At 64.9% G+C, this 22,218-nt stretch carries 23 protein-coding genes and 1 tRNA gene; 3 read left to right on the top strand and 21 right to left on the bottom strand.

The genetic code is table 11. The annotated features are described in order from the left end of the window. Positions 1–2 precede the first annotated feature (2 nt). The 19 genes from ACK4FB_RS11395 to ACK4FB_RS11305 all read right to left on the bottom strand — a co-directional run bounded on the left by ACK4FB_RS11395 (position 3) and on the right by ACK4FB_RS11305 (position 15,217). The gene (locus tag ACK4FB_RS11395; RefSeq protein ID WP_409752121.1) at positions 3–1,487 is read right to left on the bottom strand and encodes an NADH-quinone oxidoreductase subunit M; all 1,485 of its coding nucleotides are present in this window, start codon (positions 1,485–1,487) and stop codon (positions 3–5) included. A 4-nt stretch (positions 1,488–1,491) separates the two neighbouring features. Next, positions 1,492–3,600, bottom strand: coding sequence for an NADH-quinone oxidoreductase subunit L (gene nuoL / locus ACK4FB_RS11390; protein ID WP_409752177.1), 2,109 nt, complete (start codon positions 3,598–3,600; stop codon positions 1,492–1,494). 11 nt (positions 3,601–3,611) lie between these two features. Beyond that, positions 3,612–3,917, bottom strand: a complete 306-nt coding sequence (nuoK, locus tag ACK4FB_RS11385; RefSeq protein ID WP_292103229.1) for an NADH-quinone oxidoreductase subunit NuoK — start codon at positions 3,915–3,917, stop codon at positions 3,612–3,614. Further along, positions 3,914–4,534, bottom strand: a complete 621-nt coding sequence (locus ACK4FB_RS11380) for an NADH-quinone oxidoreductase subunit J (RefSeq protein WP_409752118.1) — start codon at positions 4,532–4,534, stop codon at positions 3,914–3,916. Before ACK4FB_RS11380 ends, nuoK begins: the two co-directional genes overlap by 4 nt. A 124-nt stretch (positions 4,535–4,658) precedes the next feature. Then, entirely contained in the window at positions 4,659–5,150 is a 492-nt protein-coding gene (gene nuoI, locus ACK4FB_RS11375; protein WP_409752116.1) for an NADH-quinone oxidoreductase subunit NuoI, read from the bottom strand. Further along, positions 5,150–5,359, bottom strand: coding sequence for a hypothetical protein (locus ACK4FB_RS11370; protein ID WP_409752113.1), 210 nt, complete (start codon positions 5,357–5,359; stop codon positions 5,150–5,152). Before ACK4FB_RS11370 ends, nuoI begins: the two co-directional genes overlap by 1 nt. 187 nt (positions 5,360–5,546) lie before the next feature. Continuing rightward, a complete protein-coding gene (locus ACK4FB_RS11365) occupies positions 5,547–5,756 on the bottom strand; it encodes a hypothetical protein (RefSeq protein ID WP_409752110.1) in 210 nt (69 codons plus the stop codon). Between the two features lie 17 nt (positions 5,757–5,773). Then, on the bottom strand, positions 5,774–6,853 hold the full coding sequence (nuoH, locus tag ACK4FB_RS11360) for an NADH-quinone oxidoreductase subunit NuoH (RefSeq protein ID WP_409752107.1): 1,080 nt from the start codon (positions 6,851–6,853) through the stop codon (positions 5,774–5,776). A gap of 3 nt (positions 6,854–6,856) precedes the next feature. After that, complete coding sequence (nuoG, locus tag ACK4FB_RS11355; protein ID WP_409752104.1) at positions 6,857–8,914, bottom strand: NADH-quinone oxidoreductase subunit NuoG; 2,058 nt, start codon at positions 8,912–8,914, stop codon at positions 6,857–6,859. After that, complete coding sequence (locus ACK4FB_RS11350) at positions 8,914–9,405, bottom strand: hypothetical protein (RefSeq protein WP_409752102.1); 492 nt, start codon at positions 9,403–9,405, stop codon at positions 8,914–8,916. Before ACK4FB_RS11350 ends, nuoG begins: the two co-directional genes overlap by 1 nt. Beyond that, the gene (locus ACK4FB_RS11345; protein WP_409752099.1) at positions 9,402–9,752 is read right to left on the bottom strand and encodes a hypothetical protein; all 351 of its coding nucleotides are present in this window, start codon (positions 9,750–9,752) and stop codon (positions 9,402–9,404) included. Before ACK4FB_RS11345 ends, ACK4FB_RS11350 begins: the two co-directional genes overlap by 4 nt. 5 nt (positions 9,753–9,757) lie before the next feature. Beyond that, a complete protein-coding gene (gene nuoF, locus ACK4FB_RS11340) occupies positions 9,758–11,071 on the bottom strand; it encodes an NADH-quinone oxidoreductase subunit NuoF (protein WP_409752096.1) in 1,314 nt (437 codons plus the stop codon). Between the two features lie 3 nt (positions 11,072–11,074). Next, a complete protein-coding gene (locus ACK4FB_RS11335) occupies positions 11,075–11,344 on the bottom strand; it encodes a hypothetical protein (RefSeq protein WP_409752093.1) in 270 nt (89 codons plus the stop codon). Continuing rightward, a complete protein-coding gene (locus ACK4FB_RS11330) occupies positions 11,341–11,664 on the bottom strand; it encodes a hypothetical protein (RefSeq protein WP_409752090.1) in 324 nt (107 codons plus the stop codon). Before ACK4FB_RS11330 ends, ACK4FB_RS11335 begins: the two co-directional genes overlap by 4 nt. Then, positions 11,664–12,332, bottom strand: coding sequence for an NADH-quinone oxidoreductase subunit NuoE (gene nuoE, locus ACK4FB_RS11325; protein WP_409752087.1), 669 nt, complete (start codon positions 12,330–12,332; stop codon positions 11,664–11,666). Before nuoE ends, ACK4FB_RS11330 begins: the two co-directional genes overlap by 1 nt. Then, positions 12,329–13,504, bottom strand: a complete 1,176-nt coding sequence (locus tag ACK4FB_RS11320; RefSeq protein WP_409752174.1) for an NADH-quinone oxidoreductase subunit D — start codon at positions 13,502–13,504, stop codon at positions 12,329–12,331. The genes nuoE and ACK4FB_RS11320 overlap by 4 nt, the downstream gene beginning before the upstream one ends. A 101-nt stretch (positions 13,505–13,605) precedes the next feature. Beyond that, the gene (locus ACK4FB_RS11315) at positions 13,606–14,262 is read right to left on the bottom strand and encodes an NADH-quinone oxidoreductase subunit C (RefSeq protein ID WP_409752084.1); all 657 of its coding nucleotides are present in this window, start codon (positions 14,260–14,262) and stop codon (positions 13,606–13,608) included. Continuing rightward, positions 14,259–14,870: a NuoB/complex I 20 kDa subunit family protein gene (locus ACK4FB_RS11310; protein ID WP_409752081.1), complete on the bottom strand. Its 612-nt coding sequence runs from the start codon at positions 14,868–14,870 to the stop codon at positions 14,259–14,261. The genes ACK4FB_RS11315 and ACK4FB_RS11310 overlap by 4 nt, the downstream gene beginning before the upstream one ends. Beyond that, positions 14,840–15,217: an NADH-quinone oxidoreductase subunit A gene (locus ACK4FB_RS11305; protein WP_292103200.1), complete on the bottom strand. Its 378-nt coding sequence runs from the start codon at positions 15,215–15,217 to the stop codon at positions 14,840–14,842. The genes ACK4FB_RS11310 and ACK4FB_RS11305 overlap by 31 nt, the downstream gene beginning before the upstream one ends. Positions 15,218–15,387: 170 nt before the next feature. On the opposite strand from ACK4FB_RS11305, the gene ACK4FB_RS11300 reads away from it, so the two are divergent. Together ACK4FB_RS11300 and ACK4FB_RS11295 are read left to right on the top strand one after the other, a co-directional pair. Further along, on the top strand, positions 15,388–17,007 hold the full coding sequence (locus ACK4FB_RS11300) for an AbgT family transporter (protein WP_409752077.1): 1,620 nt from the start codon (positions 15,388–15,390) through the stop codon (positions 17,005–17,007). Between the two features lie 93 nt (positions 17,008–17,100). Then, positions 17,101–17,177: transfer RNA gene (locus tag ACK4FB_RS11295), tRNA-Asp, on the top strand. Positions 17,178–17,287: 110 nt separating this feature from the next. Here the strand turns inward: ACK4FB_RS11295 and ACK4FB_RS11290 are convergent. Continuing rightward, entirely contained in the window at positions 17,288–18,523 is a 1,236-nt protein-coding gene (locus tag ACK4FB_RS11290; RefSeq protein ID WP_409752074.1) for a glycosyltransferase, read from the bottom strand. A gap of 239 nt (positions 18,524–18,762) precedes the next feature. Between ACK4FB_RS11290 and ACK4FB_RS11285 the strand changes: the two genes are divergently transcribed. After that, positions 18,763–21,951 carry an autotransporter domain-containing protein gene (locus ACK4FB_RS11285; protein WP_409752072.1) on the top strand — a complete coding sequence of 1,063 codons (3,189 nt, stop codon included), beginning with the start codon at positions 18,763–18,765 and terminating at the stop codon, positions 21,949–21,951. A gap of 29 nt (positions 21,952–21,980) precedes the next feature. Here the strand turns inward: ACK4FB_RS11285 and thiS are convergent, their stop codons facing one another. Further along, positions 21,981–22,178: a sulfur carrier protein ThiS gene (gene thiS / locus ACK4FB_RS11280; protein WP_409752069.1), complete on the bottom strand. Its 198-nt coding sequence runs from the start codon at positions 22,176–22,178 to the stop codon at positions 21,981–21,983. Between the last annotated feature and the right edge of the window lie 40 nt (positions 22,179–22,218).

Raw genomic sequence — 22,218 nt, 5'->3', positions numbered from 1 at the left:
TCTTATCCGCCGATCGCGGTCTGATAGGCGGTCGTCACCGCGCTGACCGAAGCCTGGGTGATGTCCAGCACGGCGGCGGGATAAACGCCCAGCCAGATCGTGCCGATGATGAGGGGCACAAAGACCAGCAGCTCGCGCCGGTCGATGTCGGTGATGGCCTTCAGCGCCGGGTTGGTGATCTCGCCGAACATGACGTTGCGGTACAGGGTCAGCGCATAGACCGCCGACAGGATCACGCCCGAGGCCGCAAAGAACACCGCCCAGGTGGAGACCTGATAGGCGCCGACCATGGTCAGCACCTCGCCGATGAAACCCGAGGTGCCCGGCAGGCCCACATTGGCCATGGTGAACATGAGGAAGATGGCCGCAAACCACGGCATGCGCGATGTCAGCCCGCCGTAGAAGGCGATCTCGCGGGTGTGCATGCGGTCATAGACCACGCCCACACACAGGAAGAGCGCCGACGAGATCAGCCCGTGGCTGATCATCTGGAACACCGCCCCCTGCACGCCCTGATCATTGCCGGCGAAGATGCCCATGGTGACGAACCCCATGTGGGCCACCGACGAATAGGCGATCAGCTTCTTGATGTCCGTCTGACGGAACGCCACCAGCGAGGTGTAGATGATGGCGATCACCGACAGCACCATCACCAGCGGGGTGAAGTACTCCGACGCGTCCGGGAACATGGGCAGGTTGAAGCGGATGAAGCCGTAGCCGCCCAGCTTCAGCAGGATGCCCGCCAGGATCACCGACCCCGCCGTCGGCGCCTGCACGTGGGCGTCGGGCAGCCAGGTGTGCACCGGCCACATGGGCATCTTGACCGCGAAGGAGGCGAAGAAGGCCAGCCACAGGACGGTCTGCACCCCCACCGGCCAGTCATAGGCGGTCAGTTCAGGAATGCTGGAGGTCCCCGCCGTGGTCGCCATGTACAGCATGGCCGCCAGCATCAGCACCGAGCCCAGCAGGGTGTAGAGGAACAGCTTGTAGGCCGCATAGATGCGGTTCGCCCCGCCCCACACCCCGATGATGATGAACATCGGCACCAGGGTGCCTTCGAAGAAGATGTAGAACAGGAACAGGTCCAGCGCCGTGAACACGCCGATCAGCAGCGTCTCCAGGATCAGGAAGGCGATCATGTACTCCGCCACCCGCTCCTTGATGGAGGACCAGCTGGCGATGATGCAGATGGGCAGCAGGAACGCGCTCAGCAGCACGAACAGGATCGAGATCCCGTCCACGCCCAGGTGATAGCTGGCCCCGGCGAACCAGGGGACCATCTCCACGAACTGATAGGCGGGGTTCGACGGATCAAACCCGGCCACCAGCACGACCGAGACGGCCAGCACGACCATGCTGGCGATCAGGGCGATCCAGCGGGCCGGACCGGCGGCGGCTTCCTCGGACTTGGCCATGACGCGCGCGATCAGCACGGCCAGGGCGCCGACCAGCGGCAGGAAGGTGACGATGCTCAGGATGTAGGGCACGGGCTCAGGCTCCCCACGTCGCGATGGCGAAGGCGAGAAGACCCGCCACACCCAGCAGCATCACGAACGCATAGTGATAGACATAGCCGGACTGGACCCTGGCCAGCCGCGCAGCCGATTTCAGCGAGGCCCAGGCGGCGCCGTTCGGGCCGAGACCGTCGATGATCCGGACGTCGCCGACCTTCCAGAAGAAGTCCCCGATGGCCCGGGCGCTCTTGACGAAGATCACGTCGTACAGCTCGTCGAAGAACCACTTGTTGTAGAAGAAGGTGTGCAGGATGTTGCCCCGCTCGGCCATGCGTCGGGCCATGCCTTCCTTGAGCACATAGATCCAGAACGCCACGAAGGTGCCCAGCAGGGTCAGCACCACGGGCGCCCACAGCACCCAGCGCGGCACATTGTGGCTGTCGTGCAGGACGTGGTTGGCCTCGGACGTGAAGATCGCCCCGCGCCAGAACTCGGCCTCGTGATAGCCGACGAAGTTATCGTAGAAGACAAAGCCCGCCGCCACCGCGCCGATCGACAGCACGATCAGCGGGATCAGCATGGTCCACGGGCTCTCGTGCGGCTTAAGCGGGCCGTGATGACCGTGGTCGTCGTGATGGGCGTCATGGTGCGCATCCGTATGCGCGGCCACGGCGTCGTCCATTAGCGGCTCGGTGTGGGTTTCCTTCTGGGCGTCCGTAGCGTGGTCATCATGATGATGCTCGACCGGCGCGTGCGCCTCCTTCCACACAGGCTTGTTGTGGAAGGTCATGAAGATCAGACGCCACGAATAGTAGGCCGTCAGCCCGGCCGCGAACAGGCCGATGAAGAACACGAACAGGCCCGCCGGGCTGTAGTCCGCAGAGGCGAAGGCGCTCTCCAGGATCGAATCCTTGGAATAGAAGCCGGCGAAGCCCCACTTCAGCTCGGGAATGCCAAGGCCGGTGATGGCGATGGTGCCGATCATCATCGCGCCGTAGGTGATGGGCAGCAGTTTCGCCAGCCCGCCCATGTTCCGCATGTCCTGCTCGTGGTGCATGCCGTGGATCACCGAGCCGGCGCCCAGGAACAGCAGGGCCTTGAAGAAGGCGTGGGTGAACAGGTGGAACATGGCCGCCTGATAGGCGCCGACGCCCGCCGCGAAGAACATGTAGCCCAGCTGCGAGCAGGTCGAATAGGCGATGACCCGCTTGATGTCGTTCTGGGCCAGGCCGACGGTGGCGGCGAACAGGGCGGTGATGCCGCCGATGATGGCCACGATCAGCGACGCCGTCGGCGCATATTCATAGATCGGCGACAGCAGGCAGACCATATAGACGCCGGCCGTCACCATGGTGGCCGCGTGGATCAGCGCCGACACGGGCGTCGGGCCTTCCATGGCGTCAGGCAGCCAGGTGTGCAGGAAGAACTGGGCCGACTTGCCCATCGCGCCGATGAACAGCAGGAACGCCGCCAGATCCAGCGCCGACCAGCGCTGGCCGATGAAGTCCCAGCCCGCGCCCGACTGGGCGGCGATCAGCGGGAACAGCTCGGCGAACTTGATGGTGCCGAACATCCAGAACACGGTGATGATGCCCAGCACGAAGCCGAAGTCGCCCACCCGGTTGACCACGAAGGCCTTGATGGCGGCGGCGCTGGCGGTGGGCTTCTTGTACCAGAATCCGATCAGCAGATAGGACGCAAGCCCCACGCCTTCCCAGCCGAAGAACAGCTGCATGAAGTCGGCGGCCGTCACCAGCGCCAGCATCATGAAGGTGAACAGGGACAGATAGGCGAAGAAGCGCGGCCGGGAGTCGTCCACGGCCATGTAGCCCCAGGAATACAGGTGCACCAGCGACGACACGCTCGTCACCACCACCAGCATCACCGCCGACAGGGCGTCCACCCGCACCGACCAGGTCGACTGGAAGTCGCCCACATTGATGAAGGGGAACAGCTCGACCGTGAAGGCCTGCATGTTCCCCCAGGTGTGCTGGCCGAACACCACCCACGCGATGATGCACGACAGGAACAGCAGGCCGGTGGTCACCGCCTGCGAGGCGATGTTGCCGATCCGTCGGCCGAAGAAGCCGGCGATCATCGCGCCCAGCAGCGGGGCGAAGACGCCGATTGTGACGAGGGTCTCGATGGTCACGCGCGTCAGCCCTTCATCATCGAAGCATCATCAACCGCGATGTCGCCGCGGTTGCGGAAGAAGGTCACCAGGATGGCCAGGCCGATTGCCGCCTCGGCGGCGGCGACGGTCAGGATGAACATGGCCATGATCTGCCCGGAGATGTCATTCAGATAGGCCGAGAAGGCGACGAAATTGATGTTCACCGACAGCAGGATCAGCTCGATCGACATCAGGATGATGATGATGTTCTTGCGGTTCACGAAGATGCCGAACACCCCGATGGTGAACAGGATCGCGGCGACCGCCAGATAGTGTGGCAGACCGATCATTTCAGATCCTCCAGGGTCACGCCCTTGCCGCTCTCGGCCTGGACGTTGGCGTAGGCGTCGGACTGGCGCCGGTTCACCTGGCGGCCGATGTCCTGACGCTTGATGTTGGGCTTGTAGCGCAGGGTCAGGACGATGGCGCCGATCATGGCCGTCAACAGCACCAGACCCGCCGCCTGGAAGATGTAGACGTACTCGGTGTAGAGCACCCGCCCGATCGCCTCGACGTTGGACACGCCCGTGGCCGGGATCAGTTCCGCGCCGCGCGCCGCCCCGCCCTGGGCCGCCGCCACCGCCACCACGATCATCTCCGCCAGCAGTATCAGGCCCACGATGGCCGCCAGCGGGAAATATTTCGCGTAGCCCTCGCGCAGCTGCACGAAGTCCACGTCCAGCATCATGACGACAAACAGGAACAGCACCGCCACGGCGCCCACGTAGACCACGACCAGCAGCATGGCCAGGAACTCGGCGCCCAGCATGACGAACAGCCCGGCGGCCGAGAAGAAGGTGGTGATCAGCCACAGCACGGAGTGCACCGGGTTTTTGGCCGTCACGACCAGCAACGCGGACACCACGCTCACCGTGGCCAGCAGATAGAAGGCGATCGCCTGTATCATCGGCGGGACCTAGCCCCTCTCAAAAACCGTACGGAGTCCGGGACGCCCCCGAAGCCCTTGTGAAATCCCCTGCCCGCCCCCGACGGCGACGCGGCAGAACGCGTATGCGGAATCGGCGCCCCTCTTATCGGTAGGGGGCGTCCAGTTCCAGATTCTTCGCGATCACCCGCTCCCAACGATCCCCGTTGGCCAGCAGGCGGTCCTTGTCGAAATACAGCTCTTCGCGCGTCTCGGTGGCGTATTCGCTGTTCGGTCCCTCGACGATGGCGTCCACCGGGCAGGCCTCCTGGCACAGACCGCAGTAGATGCACTTCACCATGTCGATGTCGTAGCGGGTCGTGCGGCGGCTGCCGTCCGAGCGCGGCTCGGACTCGATGGTGATGGCCTGGGCCGGGCAGATGGCCTCGCACAGCTTGCACGCGATGCAGCGCTCCTCGCCGTTGGGATAGCGGCGCAGGGCGTGCTCGCCCCGGAAGCGCGGCGACTGCGGCCCGCGCTCGAACGGATAGTTCACCGTCGCCTTGGGCCTCATCATGTACTTGAGCGACAGGCCGACGGCGCCGATCACGTCGATCAGCAGCGCGCCCTTCACGGCCTGTCCGATACGGTTCAACATCAGTCGATCTCTCTCAGGTCGGCGCACTCACGGGCGAAGCGCTCGCTGTCTCGGTTCATGGCGCGGCAACGCTCCACGCGCTGGGCGTGGGTGCGCTCGATGCCCTCCTGGCGGCGCTCCCACTGGTAGACGGACGTCGGATCGGCCTCATAGGGGGCGCAGGACGCCAGCATCACGGCCGCAAAGTTCAGGATTCCGATGGTCTTCATAGCGCTACCGCATCCCTGCAATCACGCTCATGGTCCGGATTGCCGATCGCGGTCCGCTGACATTCCTCGTACCGGTCCAGCGCTTCCTGTCGCTGGGGCATCAGCGTTTCAGGTTCCGCACGAGCACATGCGGCGCACAGCCCGGCTACGGTTGCGAGGGACAGGGCGGTCTTTGAAGCCGCGGCGATCATTTCGGCACCCCTTCACGGCAGCGGCGGTCGTCCCGGCGCACGCCGGTCTCGCCCATCTGGCAGCGGCGCAGGCGTTCCGCTTCGGCATCGGCGCGCGCTTCCTGACGCTCCAGGGCGACCTCGGCGGGGACAGGCGCGGGCGTCGACAGGGGGCCAAACACCACGGGCCCGCAAGCGCTCAACAGCACCGCGCAGACGACAGTCACGGGCAGACCGCTCCGCATCAGATCGCGCCCCCGAACACCCGCCACGCCGCCACCAGCACCACGGCTGCCAGCGAATAGGGCAGGAACACCTTCCAGCCCAGACGCATCAGCTGATCGTAGCGGTAGCGGGGCACGAAGGCCTTCACCATGGCGATCATGGCGAACCAGAACACCGTCTTGAACAGGAAGACGCCCAGATAGAACAGGTTGGCCACGAACTGCGGCGCGCCGTCCAGGAAGGGCGTCGGGAAGCCCGGGTTCCACCCGCCGAAGAACAGCAGGGTGATCATGGCGCACATCAGAACGATGTTGGCGTACTCGCCGATCATGAACAGCAGGTACGGCGTGGACGAGTATTCCACCTGATACCCGGCCACCAGTTCGGACTCCGCCTCGGGCAGGTCGAACGGCGGGCGGTTCGTCTCGGCCAGGGCCGAGATGAAGAACACGATCGACATGGGGAACATGAGGATCAGCAGCGGCAGATTGCCGAGGCCGCCGCCGAAGGCGTGCCAGTTCCAGATCCAGCCCGCCTGATTGTCCACGATGGTGGTCAGGTTCATGCTGCCGGCCAGCAGGATCACCGTGACGATGATCAGGCCCAGCGACACCTCATAGCTCACCATCTGGGCCGCCGACCGCAGCGAGCCGAGGAACGGGTATTTCGAGTTGGAGGCCCAGCCGCCCATGATGATGCCGTAGACGCCCAGCGACGAAACGGCGAACAGGTACAGCACGCCCACGTTCAGGTCCGAGACCACCCATCCGGGGGCGAACGGGATCACGGCCCAGGCGATGAAGGCCAGCACGAAGGTCAGCAGCGGCGCCAGCAGGAACACGATCTTGTCCGCGCCCGCCGGGACCACGATCTCCTTCAGCACGAATTTGAAGAAGTCCGCGAACGACTGCAGCAGGCCGAACGGCCCCACCACATTGGGGCCCTTGCGCATCTGCACGCCCGCCCAGATCTTCCGGTCGGCCAGCAGCAGGAACGCCAGCGAGATCAGGATGCCGACGGTGACCAGCAAGATTCCGCCCGCGGTCATCAGGGTCCAGCCCACCGGCGTGCTCCAGAAAGATGTCGTGGTCGCTTCCATCACTTACTCCGCCGCCATCAGCTGGGGCGCCGAACGCTGGGCCGACAGTTCGGCCATTGTCTCGGACGCGCGCGCGATCGGGTTGGTCAGATATGGGTCCTTCAGGGCCGGGGCGAACACCACGTCGCCCAGCTCGCCCTTGGCGCCCAGCCTGTCGACGCCAAACACCCGCGCCGGGGCCAGATAGTCCACCCGGCCGAAGGTCGGATGATCGGCCATCAGCACAGCCCGCAGCTGGTTCAGGCTGTCGTACGGCAGGGTGTGGCCCACGCGCTCCGACAGGGCCCGCAGGATGGCCCAGTCTTCCTTGGCCTCGCCCTTGGGGAACACGACCCGCTCGGTCATCTGCACCCGGCCCTCGGTGTTCACATACAGGCCCGACTTCTCGGTATAGGCCGCGCCCGGCAGGATCACGTCCGCCCCGTGGGCGCCCGCGTCCCCGTGGCTGCCCAGATAGATCTTGAAGGCCTTCGACTTCGACGTATCGATCTCGTCAGCGCCCAGCAGGAACAGCACATCCAGCGCGCCCTTCTGAACCATCTCCACCGCCGACAGACCGCCCTGCCCCGGCGTGAAGCCCATATCCAGACCGCCCACCCGCGCCGCCGCATTGTGCAGCACGTTGAAGCCGTTCCAGTCGCCAGAGTCTTTGGCGCCAACCACGCCGACCTTGGCCGCCAGCTTGCCCAGCGCGCCCAGAACCGCCGGACCGGTCTCGCCGGTCAGGGCGGCGGAGCCGACGATGATCGCCGGACGCTCGGCCCGGGTCAGCAGGTCCATGGCCGCCTTGGGCAGCTTGCCGACCGTCTTCGTCCCGGAGCCCAGATACTGGTAGCCATAGGTCAACTCGGCCTGCTCGCCGATCACCATCACCTCGGTGCGGCCCGCCAGCCAGCCCTTGCGGATGCGGGCGTTCAGCAACGGCGCCTCAACGCGCGGATTGACGCCCACCATCAGGATGGCGTCCGCGTTCTCGATGCCCGCCAGACCGCTGTTGAACAGCCAGCCCTCGCGCTCGGCCCCGCCGATCGCAGCGCCGTCCTGTCGGCAGTCGGTGTTGGCCGATCCCAGCGCCCGGAACAGGTCAAGCGTCGCCTTCATGGACTCCGCGTCCTGCAGGTCGCCGGCGATGGCGCCGATCTTTTCCGGCTTCGCGGCCTTCAGCTTGCCGGCCACGACGCCCAGCGCCTCGTCCCATGTTGCGGGGCGCAGCTTGCCGCCCTCACGCACCCACGGGCGGTCCAGACGGCGCTTCGTCAGCCCGTCCACCACATAGCGGCTGCGGTCCGACAGCCATTCCTCATTGATGCCCTCGTGCACCCGCGGCAGCACGCGCATGACCTCGGCGCCGCGGCTGTCGGCGCGGATGTTGGAGCCCAGCGCGTCCATCACGTCGATGGTCTCGGTCTTCTTCAACTCCCAAGGGCGGTAATGATACTGCCACGGCCGGTGCGTCAGGGCGCCCACCGGGCACAGGTCGTTGACGTTGCCCGACAGCTCGGAGTCCACCGACTTTTCCAGATAGGTGGTGATCTCGGCGCTCTCGCCGCGCGAGATCATGCCGATGTCCGGCACCCCCGCCACCTCGGTGATGAACCGCACACAGCGCGTGCACTGGATGCAGCGCGTCATGAAGGTCTTGATGGTCGGGCCCATGTGCTTTTCTTCGACCGCGCGCTTGTTCTCGGCATAGCGCGAGGCGTCCCGGCCGAAATACATCGACTGGTCCTGCAGGTCGCATTCCCCGCCCTGATCGCAGATCGGGCAATCCAGAGGGTGGTTGATCAGCAGGAATTCCATCACCCCCTTGCGGGCCTTCTCGACCATGGGGGTGTTGGTGAAGATCTCCTGCCCGTCGGCGGCCGGCAGGGCGCACGAGGCCTGGGGCTTGGGCGGCCCGGGCTTCACCTCGACCAGACACATGCGGCAGTTGCCGGCGATGGACAGCCGCTCGTGATAGCAGAAGCGCGGAATCTCCTGCCCCGCCTTCTCGGCGACCTGGAGCACGGTCATGCCGGGCTCGAACTCGACTTCTACGCCGTTGACCTTGGCGACGGGCATCAGCGGGCCTCTTCTTCAACATTCACAGACACTTGAGTCTGCGAACTCGTCCCATCCGGGAGGGTCTGGATAATCGTGATCCGGTCGGTCTCGCGCACGTAGCGGACGATCGGATCGGTCGGGCCGGTGCGCCACACCTGGGCCTCGGGGTCCGGCAGGCCGGTCAGACGCCACACCACCACATCGCCCTCGACGCGGCACTGGGCCTGGGCGCGGCCCCCGTCCACCGGCGCGCGCCAGGACAGGTTCACCGCCTCGCCTTCGTCCAGCGTCTCGACGCCATCCAAATCGATCAGGGCCACCGGCAGTTCGTTCACCGTGGCGATGGCCGCCCGGCAGACGTCGCGTAGCCCCGCCTGATCCAGCGCCTCGGGCGAGGCCTGGGTCACCGCGGCGGGCTCGGCCGCCGTCTCCGGCGCCGAGGCGGGCTCGTCCGCCTGACCACAGGCGGAGAGCGTCATCGCCAGAATGATCGAGACACTGACTCTCATAGCGCCATCTCGGGTACGGCTTTCAACGGGGCTTTGTTCAGGACGAGCGCCAACAGCATCGCCGGTCCCACACCCAAAGCTCCCCACGCGAGAATCATCACGATGGGTCCGGGTGTAGGCTCATTGAAAGCGACTTCGAATAGCGCAATGGGAAAGAACAGGGCCATCATCAGAACCGGCGCCATCTGAGCGACGAATGTGAAGGCAGCCAGCCCCTGCCCGCCGTCGTACTTCGATCCCATACGTTCCCACCCTGCGACCAGGCCGATCAGATGCAGCCAGCCGAACTGGAACCCGAGCGAAAGCAGGGTTTGAACGCCGCCCAGCGCGCCATCGGTGCTGTTCATCCGCCCTACTCCGCCGCGATCGCGTGGCCGGCGAAGGCGCCGCGCGCGTTGCGATAACTGGTGATGCGGTCCTCGATCTCGTGGCGGAAGTGCCGGATCATGCCCTGCACCGGCCACGCCGCGGCGTCGCCCAGGGCGCAGATGGTGTGCCCCTCCACCTGACCGGCCACGTCCAGCAGCAGGTCAATTTCCGACGGATCCGCATCGCCCACGGCCATGCGCTCCAGCACCCGCCACATCCAGCCGGTGCCCTCGCGGCACGGCGTGCACTGGCCGCAGCTCTCATGCTTGTAGAAATAGCTGATGCGGGCGATGGCCTTCACCAGATCGGTGGACTGGTCCATCACGATGACCGCCGCCGTGCCCAGACCCGAGCGCATGTCGCGCAGGGAGTCGAAGTCCATCAGCGCGGACTCCGCCATCTCGCGGGTGATCATCGGCACCGACGATCCGCCGGGGATGATGGCCTTCAGATTGTCCCAGCCGCCCCGCACGCCGCCGCAGTGATCCTCGATCAGCTGGCGCAGCGGAATGGACATGGCCTCTTCCACATTGCACGGGCGGTTCACGTGGCCCGAGATCGACATGATCTTGGTGCCGGTGTTGTTCGGGCGGCCGAAGCCCGCGAACCATTCGGCCCCGCGGCGCAGGATCGTGCCCGTGACCGCGATGGATTCCACATTGTTCACCGTGGTGGGGCAGCCATACAGGCCCGCGCCCGCCGGGAACGGCGGCTTCAGCCGCGGCTGGCCCTTCTTGCCCTCCAGCGACTCCAGCAGAGCCGTCTCCTCGCCGCAGATATAGGCGCCGGCGCCGTGGTGGATGTAGACGTCGAAGTCCCAACCATGGATGTTGTTCTTGCCGATCAGGCGGGCGTCATAGGCCTGCTTGACCGCCGCCTCCATGCGCTCGCGCTCCAGCACGTATTCGCCGCGCAGATAGATGTAGCAGGCGTGCGCCTGCATGGCGAAGCTGGCGATCAGGCACCCTTCGATCAGCAGATGCGGATCGTGGCGCATGATCTCCCGGTCCTTGCAGGTGCCCGGTTCGGATTCGTCGGCGTTGACCACCAGATAGTGCGGCCGATCCTTCACCTCCTTGGGCATGAAGGACCACTTCAGCCCGGTCGGGAAACCGGCGCCGCCCCGGCCGCGCAGGCCGGAGTTCTTGACGTTGGTGATGACCCAGTCGCGGCCCAGCGCCAGCATGTCCGCCGTCGCGTTCCACGCCCCGCGTTTCTTCGCCCCCTCCAGCGTCCAGTCATGGAAGCCGTACAGATTGGTGAAGATGCGGTCCTTGTCTTCGAGAATGCCGACCATGTCCTACAGTCCCTGCGCCATGCGGCGCTTGTGGTGGCGCGTCCGAAGGAACGTCGCGGTCAGAAACAGAACCCAGCCGATGGCCAGGGCGCCGTAGCCCCAGACCTGGGCGCTCTCGGTCAGACCGGCCCAGCCGCGCGTGGAGCCCCACAGCACGAAGGCGCCGATGACGATGAACACCAGCCCGGCCCAGCGATACGGCCGCGCCACCCCGTTCAGCTCATTGCGATAGGCCTTGCGGCCCTCGGCGTTGTCCAGATCAGGGGCGCTCATAGGACCACCTTGAAAGGATTGGCCGCGCGCCACTCTTTTTCACGCCTGCCGCCTTTGGCGAACACCCAAGCCCCTGCAACCGCAAGGATGACCGCCCCAACATAGCCCCAAGGCGCCAAGCCCCTGTCCGGGAAGGCCGTCAGAAACGCTACAAAAAGCCCTGCAATGATGGCGCTTGATCCTAACGTCTTCCAAGAGCCTCCGACCTTGGCGCCCTCTCGAACCCAGGCCCAGAACTGGGCTCTCGCCTGTGCCTGTTCATTTCCACTCAACCCATCCAGGTAAGCAGAGATGACTTTCGGGTCGTTCCCAATTTCCATCACGCCGGCTCCTTCGCCGGTTCGCTGTTGGGCAGCTTCTTGATCGGCCTGGCCGCCGAGCCGTCATACAGCTTCGGATCGTTCAGGGTCGTGGCCCCGCCCTCGGGCTCAGACGACGTACGGCCCACATAGGAGCCCGCCTTGGGCGACTTGCCCGCGGCGAAATCGTCGATGATCTGGGCCAGGGTCTCGGGCGTCAGGTCTTCGAAATAGTAGTCGTTGATCTGGGCCATGGGCGCATTGGCGCAGGCGCCCAGGCATTCCACTTCCTGCCATGTGAACCGGCCGTCGGCGGACAGATGGTCCTTGGCCCCGATCTTCTCGCGGCAGGTCGCCATCAGCTCATTGGCCCCGCGCAGCATGCACGGCGTGGTGCCGCACACCTGGATTAGGGCGGTCCGGCCTACGGGCTCCAGCTGGAACATGGTGTAGAAGGTCGCCACCTCCAGCACCCGGATGTAGGGCATGGCCAGCATCTCGGCGATGGCGCGGATGGCGGGCTCGGAGACCCAGCCTTCCTGCTTCTGAACCAGCCACAGGATCGGGATCACCGCCGAAGCCTTCCGCTCCGCCGGATATTTGGCGATCCACCAGTCGGCCTTTTTTTTCGTGCCCTTCGAAAAGGCGAACGAGGCCGGTTGTTCTTTTGCCAGACGTCGGACGCTCATCGGTCCACCTCTCCGAACACGATGTCGAGCGAGCCGAGGATGGCGGACACGTCGGCCAGCATGTGGCCGCGGTTCATCCAGTCCATGGCCTGCAGGTGCTTGAAGCCGGGCGCCACGATCTTGCAGCGGTACGGCTTGTTGGTGCCGTCGGACACCAGATAGACGGCGAACTCGCCCTTGGGCGCCTCGACCGCCGCATAGACCTCGCCGGCCGGCGTATGGAAGCCCTCGGTGTACAGCTTGAAGTGATGGATCAGGGCTTCCATCGAGCGCTTCATCTCACCCCGGCGCGGCGGCACGACCTTGTTGTTCTCGGTCATCACCGGGCCGCGGAAATTGCGCAGCTTGTGGATGCATTGTTCCATGATCCGCACCGACTGCTTCATCTCCTCGATGCGGCAGAGGTAACGGTCCCAGCAGTCGCCGTTCTTGCCCACGACGATGTCGAATTCCATCTCGGCGTAGCATTCGTACGGCTGTGATTTCCGCAGATCCCACGGAATGTCCGAGCCGCGCAGCAGCACGCCCGAGAAGCCCCAGGCCAGGGCCTCGTCCTTGGACACCACGCCGATGTCCACGTTGCGCTGCTTGAAGATGCGGTTCTCGGTGACCAGGCTCTCGATGTCCTTCAGGGCCGCCGGGAAGGCCTCGCACCAGGTCGAGATGTCGTTGATCAGGTCGTCGGGCAGGTCCTGATGGACGCCGCCGGGACGGAAATAGTTGGCGTGCAGGCGCGAGCCCGAAGCCCGCTCATAGAACACCATCAGCTGTTCGCGCTGCTCGAAGCCCCACAGCGGCGGGGTCAGGGCGCCCACGTCCATGGCCTGGGTGGTGATGTTCAGCAGGTGGCTCAGGATCCGGCCGATTTCCGAATACAGCACGCGGATCAGCTGGGCGCGGTACGGCACCTCGATATCCACCAGCTTCTCGATGGCCAGGCAGAAGGCGTGCTCCTGGTTCATCGGCGCCACATAGTCGAGGCGGTCGAAATACGGGATGTTCTGAAGGTAGGTCCGCGCCTCCATCAGCTTTTCCGTGCCCCGGTGCAGCAGGCCGATGTGCGGGTCCACCCGCGTCACGACCTCGCCGTCCAGATCCAGCACCAGACGCAGCACCCCGTGCGCCGCCGGGTGCTGGGGCCCGAAATTGATGGTGAACTTGCGGTCGTCCATGTCCGCTTTCACCGGCGTGTCGAACGCGACGGCGCCGGTCTCCAGCGCCGCTTCGTCGCGGGCGTCGACCTTCAGAGCCTGGGTGTCGTGACCGTCCGCCATCACGCCTTGCCTCCGCTGGGCTTGCCGGCCGAGCCGATCGCCTTCTCGTCGCCCGGCAGAACCGGCGCGGCGTACTCGGCGCCTTCCCACGGCGAGAGGAAATCGAAGTTCCGGAATTCCTGGGCCAGCTTGACGGGTTCATAGACCACCCGCTTCTGCGCCTCGTCGTAGCGGACTTCCACATAGCCGGTCATGGGGAAGTCCTTGCGCAGGGGATAGCCCTGGAAGCCGTAGTCGGTCAGCAGCCGGCGCAGGTCCGGGTGGCCCGAGAACAGCATGCCGTACATGTCGAACGCCTCGCGCTCGAACCAGTCCGCCGCCGGATAGACACCGGTGATGCTGGGCACGGGCGCCCGCTCGTCGGTCATGACCCGCACGCGCACGCGCAGGTTCTTCGTCAGCGACAGCAGGTGATAGACCACATCGAACCGCTCGGCCCGCTCGGGATAATCCACGCCCGCCAGATCGGTCAGCTGCTGGAACTCGAACTGGTCGCGCAGCTTCGTCATCAGCGCCACGATGTCGTCGCGGCGGGCTTCGATGGTCAGTTCACCGAACGCCACGCTCCAGCCGGTCACGGCCTTGCCGCCCGCCTTGACGATGGCGCGGCCCAGCGTCCCGAGCGCCTTGTCGGCCTTGGTCATCACATCGGTCATCGGTCGATCGTCCCGGTGCGGCGGATCTTCTTCTGCAGCTGCAGAAGCCCGTACAGCAGCGCCTCCGCCGTCGGCGGGCACCCCGGCACATAGACGTCCACAGGCACAACGCGGTCACAGCCGCGAACAACACTGTAACTATAGTGATAATACCCGCCGCCGTTGGCGCAGGAACCCATGGACAGCACGTAACGCGGGTCCGGCATCTGGTCGTAAACCTTGCGCAAAGCCGGAGCCATCTTGTTGGTCAGGGTGCCGGCCACGATCATCAAGTCCGACTGACGCGGACTGGCGCGCGGAGCCATGCCGAAGCGCTCCATGTCGTAGCGCGGCATGGACGCCTGCATCATCTCCACGGCGCAGCACGCCAGGCCGAACGTCATCCACATCAGGCTGCCGGTGCGGGCCCAGGTGATGACGTCGTCCAGCGGCGCGGTGATGAAGCCGCGCTGGTCCAGCTCGTCGCTGACCTGTTCGAAGAACCGGTCGTGCTTGGCGGGGTCATATCCCTCGACCGTGGAGCGCGCGCCGGCGCCGTATGCAGGCGGCACAACCAGACCCGAGGCCGTCTTGGCGGTCACTGCCATTCCAGAGCCCCCTTCTTCCATTCGTAAAGGAACCCGATGGTCAGCACGCCCAGGAACACCATCATCGACCAGAAGGCGAACACCATGTGCTCGCCCGGCATGCCCATCATCGCCACCGCCCAAGGGAACAGGAAGGCGATTTCCAGATCGAAGATGATGAACAGGATCGACACCAGATAGAACCGCACATCGAACTTCATCCGCGCATCGTCGAAGGCGTTGAAGCCGCATTCGTAGGCGGACAGCTTCTCGGTGTCGGGATTCTTGGGCGCCAGCACCCAGGCGGCGAGCATGAAGCCGAGGCCAAGCACCGTCGCGATCCCGAAGAAGACCACGATCGGCAGATATTCCAGCAAAAATTCGTTCATCGAGACCACGCCTGGTTCGCCGGGGGAGGCGGCGGATTCGCGCGTCTTCTAGACCCAAGACGCCAATGGTTCAAACCCATGTCGCGCAAGGAATTCATTGAGAATGGTTCGCAACCTTGAGGGTTGATTTTTCACCTTAACGCCTCTCCCTTTGGCCGGAACAGGCTTCAATGGCCGAAGATCGGGAAAACGGGCGTATGGGCATTGGCAACTGGCTGCTGAACGGCATCGAGAAGGCGGGCAACAAGCTGCCCGACCCGGTGTTCATTTTCGTCTGGCTGATCGCCATCCTTATGGGCGTCAGCGTCTTCGCCGCCTGGTCCGGTTGGGCTGCGGTGAACCCCATCACCGCCGAACCCATCATCGCTGAAAATTTGCTGTCGTCGGAAAATCTCCGTCGGCTGCTGGTGGAGATGCCGCGCACCCTGACCGGCTTCGCCCCTCTGGGTTATGTGCTGGTCGTCATGCTCGGCGCCGGCGTGGCCGAACGAACCGGCCTCTTCTCCGCCGCCATGCGCGCGGGAGTGCGCCGGGCGCCGACCTCCCTTCTTACCCCCATCGTCATTTTCATCGCTATACTCAGCAGCCACGCGGTGGATGCGGGCTATGTGGTCCTCGTACCACTGGCCGGTGTTCTCTACGCGGCAGCGGGCCGTCACCCCATCGTCGGCATTTCCGCCGCCTTCGCCGGGGTCTCCGCAGCGTTCTCGTCCAATATCGTCCCCGGGCAGCTGGATGTACTGCTTCTGGGTATCACCGAGACCGCCGCACACCTGATCGATCCCTCCTGGCAGATGAACCCGGCCGGGAACTGGTTCTTCATCGTCGCCATGACCTTCATGTTCGTTCCGCTGGGCTGGTGGGTGACGGACAAGATCATCGAACCCCGTCTGGGCAAGTGGACGCCCTCCGCCGATGCACCCATCAAGCTTGAGGAAGGCGAACTGGGCCCGCGCGAGCGCAAGGGCCTGATCTGGGCGGGCCTGATCCTGCTTCTGGTGATCGGCGCCTGGGCCGCCATGCTGCTGGCCCCTGGCGCGCCCCTTTACGACCCTGAAGGCGCGGATCCCGCCGCCCGCATGGCCCCCTTCTTCAATTCCCTCGTCGCAGCCTTCTTCACCCTGTTCATCGCCACCGGCGCGGCCTACGGCGTCGCCGCGGGCACGGTGAAGACCCACCGCGACATCGTCCGCATGACCTCCCAGGCCATGGCCGACATGGCCCCATATGTGGTGTTGGCCTTCGTGGCGGCCCACTTCGTGGCCATGTTCAACTGGTCCAACCTCGGGGCGATCATGGCCATCGGCGGCGCCGAGGTCATCAGCCAGTCCGGCCTGAACACCTTCGGCCTGCTGGTAGCCCTGGTTCTGGTCAGCGGCTTCATCAACCTGTTCGTGGGCTCGGCGGCCGCAAAGTGGGCCATGCTCGCCCCGGTGCTGGTCCCCATGCTGATGCTGCTGGGAATCAGCCCGGAGATGACCACCGCCGCCTATCGCATGGGCGATTCGGTCACCAATATCGTCACGCCCCTGATGGTCTATTTCCCGCTGGTGCTGGCCTTCTGCCAGCGGTGGGACAAGGATTTCGGTCTGGGCAGCCTGATGGCGCTGATGGTCCCCTACTCCCTCGTCTTCATGATCTTCGGCACCCTGATGACCGGCGCCTGGGCCGCCATGGCCCTGCCGCTGGGCCCCGGAGTCGGCGTGCACTACGATATCCCCACCCCGGCTGAGGCCTCCCAGGTGGTCAATCCGGTGGGGCCGGCCGCGCCGGAGTCCGAAGCGCGGTAATTTCGTCGCTCAGCCGCTTGACGGCGCGAGGGGCGCCGCCTAAACGACGCCCCTCGCCGCGACGCACTGCTTCGCATCGCGGCGGAGGAATACGCGGGTGTAGCTCAGTTGGTTAGAGTGCCGGCCTGTCACGCCGGAGGTCGCGGGTTCGAGCCCCGTCACTCGCGCCATTCCTTCTTTCGAAGGAATGGCGCTTTTCAATTCCCTTCAGGATCAGTCCCCGCCTTGCGGCGCGGCGACGGGTGGACACCGCAAGACAAGGGCAATTGTCCAGCAGCCGTCAGTGAACCGGATAGCCTTCGTCCGGCTGAACGAACGCGGCCTGGCCGCTGACGTCGCCGTAGGTCATGCACAGGTCCTCGAAGACCCGGCCCCAGGCGAATCGCTCCACCGCCCGCACCCGGGCCGCCTGGCCGATGGCCTCCACGTCCCGTTGGAACAGGGCCTCAACGGCGGCCGCAAAGGCGCCGGGTTCGGCCGCGTCAGCCAATTCCCCCACCTCCCGGTCAACAGTCTCCGCGACGCCGCCGGAGTTCACCCCCACGACCGCCCTGCCGCAAGCCATGGCCTCCAGCACGATCAGCCCGAAGGGCTCGCGGTCGTTGGCGTGCACGAAGGCGTCACAGCTGGCCACGATCCGGGCCACGGCCTTCGGATCGGATTCGTAGGGGAGCGAGATCACCCGATCCTCGCGAGGCAGGCCCATGCCCGCGCCCACAAGCACCAGATGATAGGGCGCGCCAAGCTTCTGCACAGCCCCGATCAGGACGTCGATGTTCTTCTCACGCGCCGGTCGACCGGCGAACACCAGCAACCGGGCATCGGACTTCAGGCCCAGTTGCTTCAGGAGCCCGGCCCGGTCCGCCCGGTCCGGACGGAAGGTGTCGACCTCCACCCCCAGGGGCTGGACCACGATGTTGGGCACCTTCGCCTCTTCCAGCCGGCGGGCGATGTAGCGGCTGGGCGACACCACCCGATCGAACTGTGAGAACAGCTTTGACCAGCGCTTCTCCACCGGCTTTTTCGCCCACTCCCCGAAATGCAGCGCCGCAAGGGCCGCCGGATCCGAGTGACAGAAGCCGATCACGGGGCAGCCCGCCCTTTGACCGGCCTCCAGGGCCGCCTGACCGGGTGTATAGGGATCTCCGGCCTCAATGAGATGTGGCCGCGTCGCCGCGACCCAGGCGCTCCAGCGCTTGATGGACGAGGGCCATCGATAGCCGTCTCCGAAAGGCAGTTTCGGCGCCTGCAATGTGAGCAGGCCCGGCCTGGCGTGGTATCGGGCGCCTGGCACAATCAAGGTGTGCGCCACCTCGGGACGATTCGCTTCAAGCCAGCTTTTTTTGGCCAGCAGATACCGCTTCACCCCTCCCGAACGGGGCGCATACAACATGGTGGTGTCGACCATGCGGATTCCGGGATCGGAGGAGGCGCCCTTCACCGTGCTGAAGGTATTCGCGACCTTCTCGTCCCGACCGGGAATTAGTTGGACTTCGCTTTCCTGGACGTCGATCATTTCCTGCTCCGCCTTCACGACGAGGCTCAACGCAAAGCGTGAATGATGGATGCGTGCGCCTGACGCGGACGATGGTCAAGCTTTCTGGACGCTGCCGCTTTGCACGTCAGCCTCATCACCGCTATGAGGGATGTCGGCCTTGCAATCGCCTCAAATTCGAGAAACTTGGGGCATACCGTTCGGTCCCGTACTCGGGGCCAGACTGTATCGGGCGCGCGTCACCAAGAGGTTCTTAATCCATGCGTAAATTGCTCGCGACCGCCGTCGCGCTCGCACCTCTCGCCATCGCCGCCGGCGCCGCCCACGCCGACACAACCATCTCCAATTCGCGCACGACCCCGATCCTGACTGCGAACGCCAACAATGGCGCAGCGGATAATGTGATCATCGCGAACGGCGGATCCATTCGTGTTTCGTCCGGCGTGGCGGCGACGATGAACTCTGACCACGACATCACGGTCAACCAGGGTGGATCCATCGTGATGGAAAACGCCGCCAACGGCGCGACAGCGATCCTGGCCCAGGGGGGACGCGCAGGCTCCATAACTGTCAACGGGCTGATCGAAGTTTCGGAAGACTATACGCCCAAGGACGATGACGAGGACGGCGATCTTGATGGTCCCTTCGCCCTCGGCGAGAATCGCTACGGCATTCGTCTCGCCGGAACTGAGGTAATTACAGGCGACCTCACGCTCGGCCGCCAGGGCGCCATCCGCGTGGAGGGAAACAATTCCTACGGAATTTCCAACGAAACCGGGCTGACCGGAGACCTGGTTTCGCGTGGCTCGATATCGGTCACGGGAGACGGGTCATACGGCGTCCGTAGCACCGGAGACGTTGCGGGCGATATGTGGATCGGCGGCAGTATCACCGTTCAGGGAGAGAACTCCGTCGGCCTTTCTGTTGAGGGCGATGTCGACGGCGCCCTTCGCATTGATGGAAATATCGCGGCGACCGGCTTCCGTTACACAACCCGGTCAGCCAATCAGACGGCTCTGGACGCACTGGACGCTGATGATCTTTTGATTGGGGGACCGGCGGTTCGCATCGCCAGCGATATCGCTGGAGGGGTTCTGCTGGCGACTGTCGCCCCGCCGGTTGAAGATGACGATGATGATGATGACGAGAACCCCGATACCGACGGGGACGGCGTTCCCGACGCCGAGCAGACGACCGCCACCATCACCAGTTTCGGATCGTCGCCCGCGCTTGAAATCGGCTCAACTGAGCGCGGCATAACCTTGGGCCTGATCGGGGCAGACGACAGCGCATACGGCTTCATCAATCGTGGTGGAATCGTCGCCAATGGCGTTTACGATGGTTTCGAAGCTACCGGCGTTCTGGTCGGCGTTGCCGGGGGACAGGGCGTCACGATAGAGGGCGGCTTCCGCAATGAAGGGGGCGTCGAGGCGCGATCCCGCGAGGCCAGTTCAACGGCGATCCGATTCGCCGACGGGGCCCAGACACCTGAATTCTATAATTCTGGCACCCTCACCAGCACGAGCATCAGCGACGGCGCTCATGAAGCCACGGTGTTGCTCATTGAGGCCGGCGCCCAGTTGCCGTCTCTCTACAATTCCGGTCGTATCCAGGCTGGCCTGACAGGCGTGACCGGCGACGCCGTCGGCATCCGCGATCTCAGCGGGTCTCTCAGCACCATCGAAAATATCGGGGTCATTCAAGCCCTCACGATCGGTGTCACGAATGAGGACGGGGAAGCTCAACAACCGACCGGCGATCGTATCGCTATCGACGTCAGGGCAAACACCACCGGTGTAAACCTGACACAGCTGGTTCTGGTTACAGATCCGGAAAACCCTCCGGCCAACGGCATCACGTCTCCGGTAATCAGCGGCGACATTCTGCTCGGTTCCGGGGCGGACAGGGTCGATATCCGTGATGGATTCGTCTTCGGCGACATCGACTTCGGGTCCGGCGCCGACACGCTGCTGATCAGTGGCGACGCCGAGGTTCGCGGCGCCTTGTCGGCCACAGGCGGTCTCCTCTCGATCGACGTGTCTGGCGGTCTTCTGGACGCCCGACAGGCGACAGCCCTCGACATCAGCAGCCTGTCTATCGGCGCCGACGGGGATCTGATCATTACCATCGATCCCGCGGCGAACACATCGGGCGGGTTCAATGTGTCAGGGACAGCCAGTTTCGCGGACGGGGCGGGGTTGGGGGCGCGCTTCACCTCTTTGGTGGACGATCCTGCCCGTTATGTGGTGATCGAGGCTGGCGATCTGAATTTCGGAGCCATCGACGAAACCTCCCTTGAAGAGAATTCGCCGTTCCTCTTTGTGGTCGAGGCCGGAGCGGATGAAGCTGCCGGCCAGGTCTATCTGGATGTGCGCCGGCGCACCTCCGAGGAGATCGGCATGATCCGGTCCGAGGCGGCGGCTTATAACGCCGTCTACGATGCGCTGAACGCCAACGAAGAGTTGCGTAACGCCTTCCTGAACCAGAATGACAGGGAAGGCCTGCTGGCCGCCTATGAACAGATGCTGCCCGACCATTCGGGAGGCTCCCTGATTTCCCTGGCCACTGGCGTGGACGCCGTGACACGCGCCCTTTCCGGCCGCAACAACAGCGCCGCGCGCGGCGAGACCAGCGCCTGGCTGCAGGAGATCAACTTCTACGCCGACAAGGAAACGGGCGACGCCTACGGCTTCAAGTCCGAGGGCTTCGGCTTCGCCGGCGGCGTCGAGCGGGGCACCGCCTTTGGAGCGATCGGCGTCTCCACGGCCTTCACGTCCTCTGACCTTGAAGAACCGGGCGCAGCGGCGGAAGAACGCCTCTCCGCCAGCCTGATCGAACTGGGCCTCTACTGGCGCGCACAGGGCGGCAACTGGACCACCTGGGCCAGGGCCGCAGGCGGCTACGCCAGCTTCGAATCCGTGCGACAGTTCGTCGGCGAAGGCATCCTGAGACGCGCCGACGCAGACTGGAATGGCTATACGATCGCGGCCGCCGCGGGCGCGTCCTACGAACGCAGCTACGGTCGCTATAGCCTCCGTCCCGAATTACTCGTCGAGTACTTCAGTCTCAATGAGGACGGCTTCGAGGAGAGCGGGGGCGGCGACGGCTTCGACCTCGCCATCGGGGACCGTGAGGGCCACATCTTCTCGTCCACCGCCGCCGTAAACTTCGGCATGGGCTTCGGCGAGAACCAGTGGATACGGCCCGAAATTCGGGTCGGCTGGCGTCAGATCATCTCCCACGACGGCGGCGTCACCACGGCTCGCTTCCTCAGCGGCGGTTCGCCCTTCGACCTGGCGGCTGACAGCCTTGAAGGCGGCGGTCCCATCGTCGGCCTGCGCCTGAACATCGGCAACGACCTGGGCATGCTGGCCGTCGAGGCGGACGCCGAGTTCCTGGATGACTATGTCCGCTACGCCCTGCTGCTGCGTGCGAGCTTCCGGTTCTGATGATCACTCTTGGTTGACAAGGCGGGGGGTCAGCCCCCGCCGACCAGTTGCACGATCTCGATCCGGTCGCCGTCCGCCAGCGGCGTCTCCCCGTGCAGGGACCGGGGCACGATCTCCAGATTGCGCTCCACGGCCACCTTCTTCGGGTTCAGGCCCAGGGTCTCGACCAGGTCGAGGATGGTGCCGGCCTCAACCTCGCGGGGTTCGCCGTTGACTTCGATACGCATGACGCTAGGTCAACCTCTTCTGCGGTCGGACTTTGCCCCG

It is taken from the genome of Brevundimonas sp., from assembly GCF_046299535.1.
GTDB lineage: Bacteria > Pseudomonadota > Alphaproteobacteria > Caulobacterales > Caulobacteraceae > Brevundimonas.
This window is presented reverse-complemented; position numbering and strand designations above follow the sequence as displayed.